At 72.2% G+C, this 13,399-nt stretch carries 14 protein-coding genes; 8 read left to right on the top strand and 6 right to left on the bottom strand.

Annotated elements, in window-relative coordinates; genetic code table 11:
* Nucleotides 1–72: 72 nt before the first annotated feature.
* Nucleotides 73–597 carry a hypothetical protein gene (locus tag FS825_RS10715; RefSeq protein ID WP_144712790.1) on the top strand — a complete coding sequence of 175 codons (525 nt, stop codon included), beginning with the start codon at nucleotides 73–75 and terminating at the stop codon, nucleotides 595–597.
* A 128-nt stretch (nucleotides 598–725) separates the two neighbouring features.
* The gene (locus FS825_RS10720) at nucleotides 726–2,183 is read left to right on the top strand and encodes a sugar porter family MFS transporter (RefSeq protein WP_144712792.1); all 1,458 of its coding nucleotides are present in this window, start codon (nucleotides 726–728) and stop codon (nucleotides 2,181–2,183) included.
* Between the two features lie 71 nt (nucleotides 2,184–2,254).
* On the opposite strand, the gene FS825_RS10725 is transcribed toward FS825_RS10720, so the two are convergent.
* The 4 genes from FS825_RS10725 to FS825_RS10740 all read right to left on the bottom strand — a co-directional run bounded on the left by FS825_RS10725 (nucleotide 2,255) and on the right by FS825_RS10740 (nucleotide 5,836).
* Nucleotides 2,255–3,229, bottom strand: a complete 975-nt coding sequence (locus tag FS825_RS10725) for a zinc-binding dehydrogenase (protein ID WP_144713182.1) — start codon at nucleotides 3,227–3,229, stop codon at nucleotides 2,255–2,257.
* 23 nt (nucleotides 3,230–3,252) lie between these two features.
* On the bottom strand, nucleotides 3,253–3,675 hold the full coding sequence (locus FS825_RS10730) for an organic hydroperoxide resistance protein (RefSeq protein WP_144712794.1): 423 nt from the start codon (nucleotides 3,673–3,675) through the stop codon (nucleotides 3,253–3,255).
* Nucleotides 3,676–3,793: 118 nt separating this feature from the next.
* Nucleotides 3,794–4,246 carry a MarR family winged helix-turn-helix transcriptional regulator gene (locus FS825_RS10735; protein ID WP_186377192.1) on the bottom strand — a complete coding sequence of 151 codons (453 nt, stop codon included), beginning with the start codon at nucleotides 4,244–4,246 and terminating at the stop codon, nucleotides 3,794–3,796.
* Between the two features lie 120 nt (nucleotides 4,247–4,366).
* A complete protein-coding gene (locus tag FS825_RS10740) occupies nucleotides 4,367–5,836 on the bottom strand; it encodes a Mur ligase family protein (RefSeq protein ID WP_260981126.1) in 1,470 nt (489 codons plus the stop codon).
* A 195-nt stretch (nucleotides 5,837–6,031) separates the two neighbouring features.
* Between FS825_RS10740 and mvk the strand changes: the two genes are divergently transcribed.
* The 5 genes from mvk to FS825_RS10765 are packed head-to-tail and all read left to right on the top strand — an operon-like array spanning nucleotide 6,032 to nucleotide 11,396.
* Nucleotides 6,032–7,063, top strand: coding sequence for a mevalonate kinase (gene mvk / locus FS825_RS10745; RefSeq protein WP_144712796.1), 1,032 nt, complete (start codon nucleotides 6,032–6,034; stop codon nucleotides 7,061–7,063).
* Nucleotides 7,060–8,085 carry a diphosphomevalonate decarboxylase gene (gene mvaD, locus FS825_RS10750; protein ID WP_144712798.1) on the top strand — a complete coding sequence of 342 codons (1,026 nt, stop codon included), beginning with the start codon at nucleotides 7,060–7,062 and terminating at the stop codon, nucleotides 8,083–8,085. The genes mvk and mvaD overlap by 4 nt, the downstream gene beginning before the upstream one ends.
* Nucleotides 8,082–9,167 (top strand): phosphomevalonate kinase, encoded by a 1,086-nt coding sequence (locus FS825_RS10755; protein ID WP_144712800.1) that lies wholly within the window; start codon nucleotides 8,082–8,084, stop codon nucleotides 9,165–9,167. The genes mvaD and FS825_RS10755 overlap by 4 nt, the downstream gene beginning before the upstream one ends.
* Nucleotides 9,160–10,224, top strand: a complete 1,065-nt coding sequence (locus FS825_RS10760) for a hydroxymethylglutaryl-CoA reductase (protein WP_144712802.1) — start codon at nucleotides 9,160–9,162, stop codon at nucleotides 10,222–10,224. Before FS825_RS10755 ends, FS825_RS10760 begins: the two co-directional genes overlap by 8 nt.
* Nucleotides 10,221–11,396: a hydroxymethylglutaryl-CoA synthase gene (locus tag FS825_RS10765; RefSeq protein ID WP_260981127.1), complete on the top strand. Its 1,176-nt coding sequence runs from the start codon at nucleotides 10,221–10,223 to the stop codon at nucleotides 11,394–11,396. Before FS825_RS10760 ends, FS825_RS10765 begins: the two co-directional genes overlap by 4 nt.
* Before the next feature lie 117 nt (nucleotides 11,397–11,513).
* Here FS825_RS10765 and FS825_RS10770 read toward each other — a convergent pair whose 3' ends face one another.
* Nucleotides 11,514–12,500, bottom strand: coding sequence for an SRPBCC domain-containing protein (locus FS825_RS10770; protein ID WP_144712804.1), 987 nt, complete (start codon nucleotides 12,498–12,500; stop codon nucleotides 11,514–11,516).
* On the bottom strand, nucleotides 12,500–12,901 hold the full coding sequence (locus FS825_RS10775; protein ID WP_144712806.1) for an ArsR/SmtB family transcription factor: 402 nt from the start codon (nucleotides 12,899–12,901) through the stop codon (nucleotides 12,500–12,502). The genes FS825_RS10770 and FS825_RS10775 overlap by 1 nt, the downstream gene beginning before the upstream one ends.
* Nucleotides 12,902–12,930: 29 nt before the next feature.
* Here FS825_RS10775 and FS825_RS10780 point away from each other — a divergent pair, with 29 nt between their 5' ends.
* Nucleotides 12,931–13,359: a DUF7882 family protein gene (locus tag FS825_RS10780; protein WP_313960544.1), complete on the top strand. Its 429-nt coding sequence runs from the start codon at nucleotides 12,931–12,933 to the stop codon at nucleotides 13,357–13,359.
* The last annotated feature ends 40 nt before the right edge of the window (nucleotides 13,360–13,399 follow it).

Below are 13,399 nucleotides of genomic sequence, written 5' to 3' on the forward strand. Positions count from 1 at the left end.
CGTCGTGACCGAGATGTGTCCTCGGGCACAGGCCCGTGCGCCGCTGTCGGTCGGAGGCGTTACCGTCGGTGCATGGAGCGTTCGGAGATCCTCGCCGCGGCGGCTGCCGCGCACGCTGCCCGCATCGCCGAAGCGGGCGGCGACGATGCAGCAGCACGTGAGCGGGCCGAGGCGGTCCGGAAGCGTGCCGACGGCCTGACCGACCGGATCGAGCGGAGCGAAGCGGCCGACGCCGAACGGGACGCCGACCGGCGCCGCGCGGGGGAAGCGGACCGAGCTGCCTCCCGGACCGAGGGCTCGCTCTCCGACTGGCACCGGATGGGCACCCGCCGCGGTGTCACGCCGGACGAACAGGTCCGGACGGCGTGGACGGTGACGGGGGTCCCGGAGCCCGGCGATGCCCGGGCCCTGGCGAACATCCTGCTCTCGACCGCCGGGCACGCCGGCCGTGTCGCCGATGCCGCGCGGCGGAACCCCAGGCTCTCCGGCGCCGCGAGTGCTGCCGCTCGCCGGACGGTCCGGCGGTACACGGACCACGGAGCGGACATGGCCTCGTTGGGGGACGTCCTCGACGAGCCGACCCCTGAGGACGACTGACGGCTGACCAGGGCTTTCGTGGAGCGATCCAATCAGCAAATGTCTGTATGTGTGATTGACAGGACATGGATTCGGGTTACGATCCTTCCAAGCGATGCAGCCTGATCACTGACGAAGGAGTCACCCGGATGGTCGACATCAAGCCCCCAGCCCCGAACACCGCCCTGCCCCCGGTCGGGCAGGGCCCCCACGTCCGGCGTCTCGGTGTCCTCGCCCTCGTCGCCACCTTCGGCGGACTCCTGTTCGGCTACGACACCGGTGTGATCAACGGCGCGCTCCGACCGATGGCGGACGAGCTCGGCCTGACGAACCTCACCGAGGGCGTCGTCACGAGCTCGCTCCTCTTCGGCGCCGCGATCGGCGCCATGCTCGGCGGTCGCATCGCCGACGGCTGGGGGCGCCGGAAGACGATCATCCTGCTCGCGGTCACCTTCTTCATCGGCACGTTGGTCTGCGTCTCCGCGCCGGTGTTCGGCGTGATGGTCGTCGGTCGGGTGCTCCTCGGCCTGGCGGTCGGCGGCGCATCGACCGTCGTGCCGGTGTTCCTCGCCGAACTCGCCCCCTACGAGATCCGCGGGTCGCTCTCGGGCCGGAACGAGCTCATGATCGTGATCGGGCAGCTCGCCGCCTTCGTCGTGAACGCGATCATCGGCAGCGTCTGGGGTGAAGGCCACGGGGTCTGGCGCGTGATGCTCGCGGTGTGCGCCCTGCCCGCGATCGCCCTCTTCGTCGGGATGCTCCGCGTGCCGGAGTCCCCGCGCTGGCTCGCCTCGAAGGGCCGCAACGACGAGGCGCTCGAGGTCCTCGGGCAGATCCGGTCGAAGGAGCGCGCCACCGCCGAGCTGGCGGACATCAAGCGCACCAACGCGTTCGAGGCCGAGGTCCAGCGCGAGAGCGGCTGGCGCGTCCTGCTCGGCAACAAGTGGCTGATCCGGATCGTGCTCATCGGTGCCGGCCTCGGCGTCGCGCAGCAGCTCACCGGCATCAACTCGATCATGTACTACGGCCAGACGGTCCTCATCGAGTCGGGCTTCAAGGCGTCGGCCGCGCTCATCGCCAACATCGCCCCCGGGGTGATCGCCGTGATCGGTGGCTTCATCGCCATCCACAACATGGAGAAGATCAACCGGCGCACGACCCTCATCATCGGCTTCTCGCTGACGACGGTCTGCCACTTCCTCATCGGGATCGCCTCGGTCGCGCTCCCCGCGGGCAACCCGGCCCGCCCGTGGGTGATCCTGTTCCTGGTCGTCGCGTTCGTCGGCTCGATGCAGACCTTCCTCAACATCGCCGTGTGGGTGGTCCTGTCCGAGATCTTCCCGACGCAGATCCGGGCGCTCGGCATGGGCATCGCGGTGTTCTGCCTCTGGATCGCGAACGCGTTCCTCGGCCTGTACTTCCCGACGATCGTCGCCGCGACGGGCATCACCGGGACGTTCTTCGGCTTCGGTGTCGTCGGCCTGCTGGCGCTGTTCTTCATCTGGAAGTTCGTCCCGGAGAGCCGTGGGCGCACCCTGGAAGAGGTCGAGGAAGGCGTCACCACCGGCAACATCTTCACGGTCCCCGCGAAGCAGGCGGGGCGGTAGAGCCCACCCCAGGACGGACGGGAGGCGCGGTGCCAGCTGGCACCGCGCCTCCCGTCTGCGCGTGGTCGCGTCTACGGACGCAGGAGCACCTTGCCGACGCGACCGGCGGTGTCCGAGGCGCGGACCGCGTCGCGGACGTCCTCGAAGGCGAACGTCTCGGCGACCGGCAGGGTCAGCGACCCGTCCAGCACACGCGTGATGAGCTCGCCGAAGAGCTGCCCCTTCGTCTCGGCCGGCATGGTCTTGCTGACGACGCTGCCCCAGAAGCCCTTCACCGTGAGCTGGCCGAAGATGACCTTGCCCGACGGGATCTCGAGCGTGGGGGAGGCCATCGCGCCGAACACGACGAGCGTCGCGTTGTCGCCGAGCACCGATGCGATGTCGCCGGCGGCCTTCCCGCCGACGGATTCGACACCGGCGACGATCGGTGCGCCGCCCGTGATCGCCGTGACCTGGTCCTGCCAGTCGTCGGCGTCGGTGGCGACGATGCGCTCGATGCCCTGTGCGCGGAGCTCCTCGACACCGGCCGCCCGACGGACGAGCCCGATCACGTTGATGCCCCGCGCCGCACCGAGCTGGGCGACCATGCGGCCGACCGCGCCGTTCGCGGCGTTCTGGATGAGCCAGTCGCCCTCGTGCAGGTCGAGCGAGTGGAGCAGGCTGATCGCGCTGAACGGCATCGAGACGAGCTGCGCGGCGGCCTCGTCGGGCATGGCGTCGGGGACCGGGACGAGTCCGGCGGCCTTCGCCGTGTAGTACTCGGCCCAGACGCCGAACGCACCGCCGGCGACGCGCTGGCCGACCTGCAGGTTCGTGACGCCCTCGCCGAGCGCCTCGACGACGCCGAGCGCTTCGGTGCCCGAGGGTGCGGGGAGTTCCGGCTTGAAGCCGTACGTGCCCCGGACGGTCCAGAGGTCGTGGTTGTGGATCGGGGAGAGGACCGTGCGGACGAGGACCTCGCCGGCGCCGGGCGTGGGGACCGGGCGCTCCTGGACGCCGAGGACCTCGGCGGGCTCGGCGAAGGTCTCGTGGACGACGGCGCGCATGGTGGTGGGGGTGGTGCTCATGCTCAGTCCTCCGAGACGGTGATGGTGACGTCGATGTTGCCGCGGGTCGCGTTCGAGTACGGGCAGACCTGGTGCGCGGCATCCGCGAGGCCCTGCGCGACCTCGTGCGAGAGGCCGGGCAGGACGACCTCGAGCAGGACGGCGAGCTGGTAGCCGCCCTCGCCGTTCGGGCCGATCTGCACGCGGCCGCCGACGGACGAGTCCTCGATCTTCACCTTCTGGCTGCGGGCGACACCCTGCAGTGCGGAGTGGAAGCACGCGGCGTACCCGGCGGCGAAGAGCTGCTCGGGGTTCGTTCCGGCGCCGGAGCCGCCCATCTCCTTCGGGATCGCGAGGTCGAGCGCGAACGAGCCGTCGCTGGTGGCGACGCGGCCGTCGCGGCCGGCGCCGGTGGAGAGGGCCTCGGCGGTGTAGAGGGCTTCCATGGGTGTTCCTTCCTTCGTGGGGTCAGTGGTCGTGGGGTCCGCGCGGCCGGGCGGGTGGCCGGGCCCGAGACTCGGGCTGGGCGACCGATCTCGGGCCCGGCGGCGCGAGGAGTGTCGCTCAGGCCGAGTCTCGGGGCGCCGCGGGCGCCGCGGCGTGCATCGTCTCGGTGAGGCGCTGCAGCGTCGCGATGAGCTCGGCGGCGGATCGTTCGTCCGGCAGGCCGGTGCCCGCGGCGATGCGCGCGGGGATGTGGGCGAGCTCCGGACGGAGTGCACGCCCGCGTTCGCCGATCGTCACCGTGACGATGCGCTCGTCCGTGCTCCGGCGTTCCCGACGCACCAGCCCGGACTGCTCCATCCGCCGCAGCAGCGGGGAGAGCGTGCCGGAGTCGAGCTGCAGGTGGTCACCGAGGCCGGAGACGGTCTGGTCGCCCTCCACCCAAAGCGTGACGAGGACGAGGTACTGGGGGTACGTCAGCCCCCAGGGTTCGAGCATCGTGCGGTACGCCTGGGTGGTGGCCCGGGCGGCCGCGTAGAGCGAGAAGCACACCATCTCGTCGGTCACCGGCATGCGGCCAGCATTGCACGCAACTCAGTTGTGCACAACCAAACTGCCGTACCCCGCTTCGACGAGGGCGGCGCGGGCGTCCTGGAACGACGAGTACGGCAGGTGCTGTCCGGCCACGTCCCGCTAGTCCGTCAGACCCGGGCCGGCCCAGTACACGATCCCGTCGGCACCGACCTCGGCGACGGCGCGGCGGATCGCGACGCTCGGGTCCGGCTCCTCCACGACCAGGGCGGGACCGTCGACCGACCGGGCCCCCGCCAGGATCGCCGCACGGATCGGTGCGGGCGCCTCGAACCGGGGGTGGTGGTCGGCGACGACCACGACGTCCGCGGCCGTGGCGGCGACGATCCCCATCGCCTGCCACTTGCTCGGGTCGCGGTCACCGTCGGCTCCGAGCACGATCGCAACCGGTCCCGCGGCGAAGGACCGGATCGCGGACAGGCTCTTCGCGAACGCGTCGGGCGTGTGCGCGAAGTCGACGTACACGCGGGGCCCGTCGGCGAGCGACGCGTCCGACATCCGACCGGGCACGACGACGTCGAGTCGGGTGGTGGTCGCCGCGACGAGGTCGGGCAGCGGGATCCCGGAGGTCGCCAGCATCGCGAGTGCGAGCCCCGCGTTGGCCGCCATGTGCGCGCCGATCAACGGCGAGTCAACGGCGATCTGGGTCCCGTCGGGGGCGGTGACGACCGAGCGGGTGCCGTCCGGCGCTTCGTCGAGGACCCGCACGCGCCAGTCGGCCGGCGTGCGCGGGTCGGTGCTGATCGTCGTGACGGGCACGGTCGCCCGCTCGACGATGCGCCGCCCGGCCGCCGAGTCGAGGGACACCACCCCGGCGTGCGACCGCTCGGGGGTGAACAGGAGTGCCTTCGCGCGGAGGTACTCGTCCATGTCGGCGTAGTCGTCGAGGTGGTCGTGGGACAGGTTCGTGAAGCCGGCGACGTCGACGACGACACCGTCCATCCGGTGCCGGGTGAGGCCCTGCGCGCTGACCTCGAGCGCGACCCCGCCCACGTGTTCTTCCGCGGCGCTCGCGAGGAACGCGTGCAGCTCCGGGGCCTCTGGTGTCGTGAGCACCCTCGGTGCCGCACGGTCGGCCACCCGCCGCTCGACCGTCGAGCTGCGCCCGCTCCGCCGCCCGAGTCGTCGGAGCAGCGCGTCGACGAGGTGCACGGTCGAGGTCTTGCCGTTCGTGCCCGTCACCCCGAACACCGGGAAGGGCAGCCGGTCCGTGCCGTACACGGTGCGTGCGACCGCGCCGAGCCGTGCCCGTGGGTCGTCCACCACCAGCACGGGCAGGCCCGAGCGGTGCGCACGATCGGCACCGGCCGGATCGGTCAGCACCGCCGCTGCGCCGGCCCGGCGAGCGGCGTCCGCGTGGTCCGCGCCGTGCCCGTGCCGTCCGGGCAGTGCGGCGAACAGCATGCCGGGGCGGAGGTCGGCGGTGGCGAGGGCGAGACCGGTGACGGTGCCGGTGCGTTGGCCGGTGCCCTGGTCGGTGGCCTGGCCGGCGCCCTGGTCGGTACCTGCGGCGCGCGCCACGTCGGCGAGGGGGACCGGTCGCGGGTGGACCGGGTCGAGTGCGTGGGCCACTGCGGCTCCTGCGGCTGGGTGGGTCTCCGGGTGGGTGGACCACGATGGTGCGCCGCGCTCCCGGTGCGTGGTCCCAGCCCGCACCACGCGGGCCGGACCGGCCACGCGCCGTCCACGCGCAGCTCCCGCACGGCCGGGGTACGGACAGTGTCGAGCGCGCGCATGGCCTGGACGGTTAGGCTGACGTGACCCACGATGAGCAGCAACGACCTCGACCACACCGCGACCCCTGGAGTCGGCGACCGCCGCACCGGGACGGCGTCGTCCCACGGCAAGACCATCCTGATCGGGGAGCACGCCGTGGTCCACGGCGAACCCGCGCTCGTCCTGCCGGTCCTCGACGCACGGGTCGTCGCGACGGTCACGCCGATCGACGACGGAGCCGGAGACGCCGGAGACGCCGGAGACGCCGGGGACCACCGCGCCCCCGGCCACCACCTCGAGTCGGCCGTGCACACCGGCCCGCTCGACCTCGCCCCCGCGGCCGTGATGCCCACGGTCACCGCCGTCACGGCGACCCTCCGTCACTTCAGCGTCTCCGACCGCCGGTTCCACGTCCGGGTCGACAGCCAGGTGCCGACCGCGCGCGGCATGGGCTCGAGCGCCGCGGTCGCCGCCGCCGTGACCGCGGCCGTCGCCGACGCCCTGGGTGAGACCCTCGACGCCGAGACCCACCACGAGCTCATCCAGGAGTGCGAGCGGGTCGCCCACGGCCGGCCGTCCGGGCTCGACGCACGCGGGGTCGTCGCGGACGCCCCGGTGTGGTTCGACGGCGGACGGGTCGAACCCGTCACCCTCGGCGCCCGGTTCGTCTTCGTCGTCGCCGACACCGGCGTGCCCGGCCACACCCGCGACGCCGTGACCTCGGTCCGCGAACGCCTCGAGCACGACCCGGAGACGGTCGGTGCCGCGATCGCGCGCATCGGTGCCCTCGCCCGGCACGCGCGGGGGACGCTCGAGGGTGGTGACGCCCAGGCACTCGGTGTCAGCATGGACGCCGCACACGACCTGCTCAGCTCGCTCGGCGTCTCGAGCGACGACCTGGACGGGCTCGTCTCGGCCGCACGCGCTGCGGGCGCGCTCGGTGCGAAACTCACCGGTGGCGGGCGGGGCGGATGCGTCCTCACCCTCGCCGAGGACGACGACCACGCGGACCGCATCGCGGCCGCGCTCCGCGGCGCAGGTGCCGCAGCCACCTGGACCACATCGATCGGAGACCGCGTTTGACCACCGCAACGGCCGTCGCGCACCCCAACATCGCCCTCGTGAAGTACTGGGGGAAGGCGGACGCGTCGCTCGCGCTCCCCGCGACCGGCAGCGTCTCGATGGGGCTCGACGTGTTCCCGACGACGACGACCGTCACGGTCGACGACGGGGTCGCCGGACGGGAGGCGTGGGACACGTTCACGCTGAACGGTCACCTCGTCGAGGACGGTGCGCTGGTGCGCGTCGAGCAGTTCCTCGACCTGGTGCGGTCGCTCGCGGGGTCCTCCGCACGCGCGCACGTCGTCTCCGAGAACACCGTGCCGACCGGCGCCGGGCTGGCCTCCAGCGCCTCGGGCTTCGCCGCGCTCGCCACGGCGGCCGCGGCGGCCTACGGGCTCGACCTGTCGCAGCGGGACCTCTCGCGGCTCGCCCGTCGCGGTTCCGGGTCGGCCACCCGGTCGATCCCCGGCGGGGTGGCCGTCTGGCACGCCGGTGACGACCACGGTTCGTACGCCGAGCCGATCCCCGCGCCGCCGATGGCCATGGTCGTGGTCACGATCGACGCCGGTCCGAAGCCGATCGGTTCGCGCGAGGCGATGCGTCGCACGATCGCGACCTCGCCGTTCTACCCGTCGTGGGTCACGTCGACCACGGAGACCGTCGGGGACATGCTCGCCGCGTGCGCCGCCGGCGACTTCACCCGGATCGGCGAACTCACCGAGAGCAACGCGCTCCGCATGCACGCCACGATCGAGGGCGCGTTCCCCCCGATCCGCTACCTCACCGCGCGCAGCGTCGCGGTGTTCGACGCCGTGGCCGAGCTGCGCGCCGCCGGGGTCGAAGCCTACGCCACGGCCGACGCCGGCCCGAACGTCGTCGTGCTCACGCAGCCGGCCGACCGCGCCGCCGTCGCGTCCGCGCTCGCGGGCCTTGGCGACGTCATCGAGTCCGGCACCGGACCAGGCGCGCGCCTCGTCCGCTCCGAAGGACCGGGGACGCCCGACCCGGGCGTCGCACCCGCGACCCAGGAGAGCACCGAGTGATCGAGTTCCGCGCCCACGGCAAGCTGTTCGTCGCGGGGGAGTACGCCGTGGTCGAGCCCGGCCAGCCGTCCGTGATCATCGCCCTGGACCGGGCGATCACCGCGCGCGTGAGCGAAGGCCACGGCTCGGGCAGTGTGCACTCGGAGGAGTACGGACACCTCCCCCTGACCTGGACGCGGGCCGAGGACGGCATCGCGCTCGACACCGAGCACCACCCGTACGACTACGTGATGGCGACGATCGACCTCGTCGAGAAGCTCCGCGCCGAGCAGGGCATCGCCCCGCGCTTCCACGACCTCCGCATCCACAGCCAGCTCGACGACGCGAGCGGCCGGAAGTTCGGCCTCGGATCCTCCGCGGCGGTCACGGTCGCCACGGTCGGCGCGCTCGACCGCTTCTACGGGCTCGGGCTCTCGCAGCGGAAGCGCTTCCAGGTCGCCCTGCTCGCCACCATCCGGGTGAACCCGCGCGCCTCCGGCGGTGACCTCGCCGCGAGCACCTTCGGCGGGTGGCTCCGCTACAGCGCTCCCGACCGCGAGCGCCTCGCCGCCCAGCTCGACACCCGCTCCGTCACCGAGATCCTCGACGACACCGAGGGTGCGTGGGAGGGGTTCGACGTCCAGCGGCTGCCGGCCCCGGAGAACCTCGAACTGCTCGTCGGCTGGACCGGTTCGCCGGCGTCCACCACGAAGCTCGTCGGCGTCGTCCGTCGACACCGCAACGGCGGGTACCAGGCGTTCCTCGACGAGAGCCGCGCCTGCGTCGACGACCTGACCACGGGCCTCCAGACCGGTGACGCCGACCGCACGCTCGGCGCGCTCCGCCGGGCCCGCGGGCTCCTGCAGCGCCTCGGCGCGTCGGTCGGCTCGCAGATCGAGACCGAGCGGCTCGCCACCCTGTGCGACGTGGTCGAAGCGGCCGGCGGGGCGGCGAAGCCGTCCGGTGCCGGCGGCGGCGACTGCGGCATCGCGCTCGTCCCGGCGGACACCGACCTCGCCGGCATCCACCGCGCCTGGGAGGCGCACGACATCAGACACCTCAGCGTCGCGGTGCAAGCGCCCGAAGGGAGCGTCGATGACTGACCTGCTGACCCCGATCCCCACGAAGTGGGTGGGGCCGATCCGCATCAGCGGCAACGCCGTGGAGGGCGAGCACGAGGTGCCGCTCGCCACGTACGAGTCGCCGCTGTGGCCGTCCGTCGGCCGTGGCGCCCGTGTGTCGCGGATGGTCGAGGGCGGCATCGTCTCGACCGTCGTCGACGAGCGCATGACCCGCTCGGTCGTCGTCCGCGCCGAGAACGCCGCCGCGGCGCACCTCGCCACCGGACGCATCCTCGCCCGCCAGGACGAGCTCGAAGCGATCGTCGCGGGGCAGAGCCGGTTCGCGAAGCTCATCGAGGTGCACCCGGAGATCGTCGGCGACCTGCTGTTCCTCCGGTTCGCGTTCACGACGGGCGACGCGTCCGGGCACAACATGGTGACGCAGGCGGCGGACAAGCTGCTGCCGGCGATCCTCGCGTGGGAGCCCGGCCTGCGCTACGTCAGCGTCTCGGGCAACTTCTGCACCGACAAGAAGGCGACCGCGGTGAACGGGATCCGCGGCCGCGGTCGGAACACCGTCGCCGAGATCGTCATCCCGGGCGAGATCGTCGAGAAGCGACTGCGGTCCAGTGCCGCCCGGATCGCCGAGCTCAACGTCGCGAAGAACCTCGTCGGCTCGACCATCGCCGGCGCGATCCGCTCGGCGAACGCGCACTACGCGAACATGCTCCTCGGCTTCTACCTGGCCACCGGGCAGGACGCCGCGAACATCGTCGAGGGGTCCCAGGGCATCACGAGCGCCGAGGACCGCGACGGCGACCTGTACTTCGCGACCTCGCTCCCGCACCTCATCGTCGGCACCGTCGGCAACGGCAAGGGCGGCGACCTGCCCGTCGTCGAGGACGCCCTCGTGCGACTCGGCTGCCGCGAGGACCGCGAGCCCGGTGCGAACGCCCGTCGCCTCGCCGCGCTCTGCGCCGCGACCGTGCTGTGCGGGGAGCTCTCCCTGCTCGCAGCCCAGACCAACCCGGGCGAGCTGATGGCCGCACACGTCGCGATGGAACGCCGCGGCGCGAAGCCGGCGGGAGGCGCAGCATGACCCAGCAGCAGCCGATGCGCGTCGGCATCCACGACATCGCGATCGCGACCGGCCACCACGTCCTCGAGCTCGACGACCTCGCCGAGACGCTGAGCGTCGACCCGGCGAAGTACCACGTCGGCATCGGCCAGGACGCCTTCAGCGTGCCCGCCGCCGACGAGGACATCGTCACGATGGGTGCCGCCGCGGCGCAGGAGATCATCGACCGCCACGGTGCCGAGGGGATCCGCACGGTCCTGTTCGCCACCGAGTCCGGTGTCGACCAGTCGAAGGCGGCCGGTGTGTTCGTGCACGGGCTGCTCGGGCTGCCGCAGAACGTCCGCGTCGTCGAACTCAAGCAGGCCTGCTACGGCGGGACGGCCGCGGTGCAGCTCGCCCTCGGCATCGTCGCCCGCGCCCCGCACGAGCGTGTGCTCGTGATCGCCGCGGACGTCGCCCGCTACGACGTCGACACCGCCGCCGAGCCGACGCAGGGTGCCGGTGCGGCCGCGATGCTCATCGCGGCGGACCCCGACCTCATCGACCTCGAGCCGGCGGCCGGCGTCTTCACGGCCGACGTCGACGACTTCTGGCGCCCGAACGACCGCTCGACCGCCCTCGTCGACGGTCGCCTGTCGGTCAGCGCCTACGTGAACGCGTTCGTCGGCGCTTGGGACGACCTCGCGGGCCAGGGCGGTCCGGCGTACGACGACATCGCGCGCTTCGTGCACCACCAGCCGTTCACGAAGATGGCGATCAAGGCACACCGGAAGCTCACGCAGCACGTCGGCGTGCCCTTCGACGAGTCGGACCTGGCCCTCGGGTTCACCTACAACCGGCAGACCGGCAACACCTACACGGCGTCGCTCTGGATCGGGCTCGCGGCGCTGCTCGACCTCGACGACGACCTCGGTGGGGAGCGCATCGGCCTGTTCAGCTACGGCTCGGGCAGTGTCGGCGAACTTATCACCGGCATCGTCCGGCCGGAGTACCAGGACCACCGTCGGCAGGGTCGCGTCCGCGAGTTGCTGGCGGCGCGCGTGCCGTTGACGGTCCCGGAGTACCGCGAGCTGCACGCGGCCGGTGCCGCCACGAGCGAGGACGTCGAGCGTCCCCGCGTCACGGCCGGGCCGTTCCGCTTCGCGGGCGTCCGCAGCGGTGCGCGCCACTACGAGCGGACCGCCCAGGCCTGATCGCGCGCGGTCCGCATCGCGCCTGCGGTAGGAAGCGGAAACGGGCGTACCTGGTCGGAACGTCCGACCAGGTACGCCCGATCCCACCAGGTACGCCCGGAAGTGGACGGGGCCCGGTCAGGCTGCGGACGTGAGCACGTCGCGCTCCAGACGCTGGTAGCTGGCCTCCATGCCGTCGGTCATGCCGGTGGCGAGGACCATGTCCCGCTGCGCCTGGTCCGGGTAGGTGATGAGCAGCGTCATGAGGGTGACCCCGTCCGCCTCGTCGAACCGCAGGTCGTTGACGTTCGCCGGGAACGGCGCACCGGTCATGAGCTCCGTCGTGACGATGCGGCGCTCCGGCTCGATCACGAGGTTCTCGCCCTCGAACCCGAACGGCTCGCCCGCGGTGTCGCCCGTCGGCGCCCAGGCGTTCCGGTACGTGCCGCCGACGACGAGGTCGTTCTCGCACACCGTCATCTCCCACCCGTCCGGACCGAGCAGCCACCGGCGCATCAGGTCCGGCTCGGTGTGCGCGCGCCAGATGAGGTGCCGCGGGGCGTCGAACGCCCGGGTGATCTGCACGTGCGTGTCGTCGACGACCTCGGTGACCGTGCCCGCGCCGAGCGCGTACGCGCGGAGGTCGGCGAGGACCGTGTCGAGCTGCCCGAAGGCCTCGGTGTAGCCCTCGAGCATGCCCATCTCGAGCATCCGGTCGAGGTCCGAGGTCGACGGGAACGTCGTCACCACCGTCACGCGGGAGCCGGCGTCCACCGACTCGAACGACAGGACGGTCTCGCTCGCGGGCATGGTCTCGTCGACGGCGCCGTCCTCGGTGGAGAACAGGTCCTCGAACACGATCCGGCGGGGTTCGTCGACCTCGCTGATCCGCCAGAGCGACAGGAAGCGCTCACCCTGCACGGAGGTCATCCGGTAGTCGGCACGCCCACCGGGGCGGAGGTCGAAGGACGTGAACGTGGCGGGGAACCCGGGCGGGCCCCAGAAGCGCTCGAGCTGTCGGGGGTCGGCGAACGCGCCCCAGAGGCGTTCGACGGGGACGGGGAACTCGGCCACGAGGGTCATCGTGCGTTCCTCGGGATCGGTGTGGACGGAGGTGGTCGGCATCAGTGGCTCCCTTGTTCTCGGTCTTGGTCCGGTTCTGCTGCGAAGTCTGGCTCTGCTGCGAGCTCCGGCTCTGCTCCCAGCAGTGCGTCGAGGCGGTCGATCCGCCCGCGCCAGAGGTCCGCGTAGGCGTCGAGCAGCCCACGGACCCGATCGATCTGTCCCGGTTCGGCCCGCACGATGCGCGTCCGACCGCGGGGTCGTTTGGTCACGAGTCCTGCTCCTTCGAGGACGGCGACGTGCTTCTGGACGGCGGCGAACGACATCGCGTAGGCGTCCGCGAGTTCGCTCACGGAGGCTTCCCCGACGAGGGTGCGCCGGACGATGTCACGCCGGGTCGCGTCGGCCAGGGCGTGGAAGACCCGGTCGACCTCGGCATCGCTCAGTTCGATTCGTGCAACCATTTGGTTGTACGTTACGACGCTTGACCGCCGTGCACAAGCCCCTCGGAGTAGAAGGGCGCATGGGCCAGCTCATCTACGACGGCGAGGTTCTCGACCTCCGGATCGACGACCGCGCCCTGACGCACCTGCAGATCGTGATCGTGAACATGCTCCGGCGGGAGCACCGGTTCGTGTTCTCGTGGAAGGACGACGTCGTGCACGGCGACGGCCGCAGCACCATCTGGCTGCACCCGAACGTGAGCCTGCACTTCAAGTTCTCCGGCAGTCGCGTGCCGTCCATCAACCGGAGCTGGCTCGAGGACCTCTACACTGCGGCGACCTCGGGTTCGGGTCTCGTGCTCACGCCGGAGCCGCCGGACACGAGCACGGGCGACGACTCGGCGTGGTCGCGCGCCGTCGTGCCGGGGGACCGGGACGACACCTCGGGTCGGTCGCCCGCGACGCCCTCGGGTGAGTAGCACAACCGAGCACGACGGGTCAACGGGTTCCGCACACAGG

The sequence above is a fragment of the Curtobacterium pusillum genome, from assembly GCF_007680845.1.
In the GTDB taxonomy this organism is placed as follows: Bacteria; Actinomycetota; Actinomycetes; order Actinomycetales; family Microbacteriaceae; genus Curtobacterium; species Curtobacterium pusillum_B.

Coding starts and splice junctions, on each gene's coding strand:
- FS825_RS10715 (WP_144712790.1), top strand. CDS start 73: ATGGAGCGTTCGGAGATCCTCGCCGCGGCGGCTGCCGCGCACGCTGCC.
- FS825_RS10720 (WP_144712792.1), top strand. CDS start 726: ATGGTCGACATCAAGCCCCCAGCCCCGAACACCGCCCTGCCCCCGGTC.
- FS825_RS10725 (WP_144713182.1), bottom strand. CDS start 3,229: ATGCGCGCCGTCGTCCACGAGACCTTCGCCGAGCCCGCCGAGGTCCTC.
- FS825_RS10730 (WP_144712794.1), bottom strand. CDS start 3,675: ATGGAAGCCCTCTACACCGCCGAGGCCCTCTCCACCGGCGCCGGCCGC.
- FS825_RS10735 (WP_186377192.1), bottom strand. CDS start 4,246: ATGCCGGTGACCGACGAGATGGTGTGCTTCTCGCTCTACGCGGCCGCC.
- mvk (WP_144712796.1), top strand. CDS start 6,032: ATGAGCAGCAACGACCTCGACCACACCGCGACCCCTGGAGTCGGCGAC.
- FS825_RS10760 (WP_144712802.1), top strand. CDS start 9,160: ATGACTGACCTGCTGACCCCGATCCCCACGAAGTGGGTGGGGCCGATC.
- FS825_RS10765 (WP_260981127.1), top strand. CDS start 10,221: ATGACCCAGCAGCAGCCGATGCGCGTCGGCATCCACGACATCGCGATC.
- FS825_RS10770 (WP_144712804.1), bottom strand. CDS start 12,500: ATGCCGACCACCTCCGTCCACACCGATCCCGAGGAACGCACGATGACC.
- FS825_RS10775 (WP_144712806.1), bottom strand. CDS start 12,901: ATGGTTGCACGAATCGAACTGAGCGATGCCGAGGTCGACCGGGTCTTC.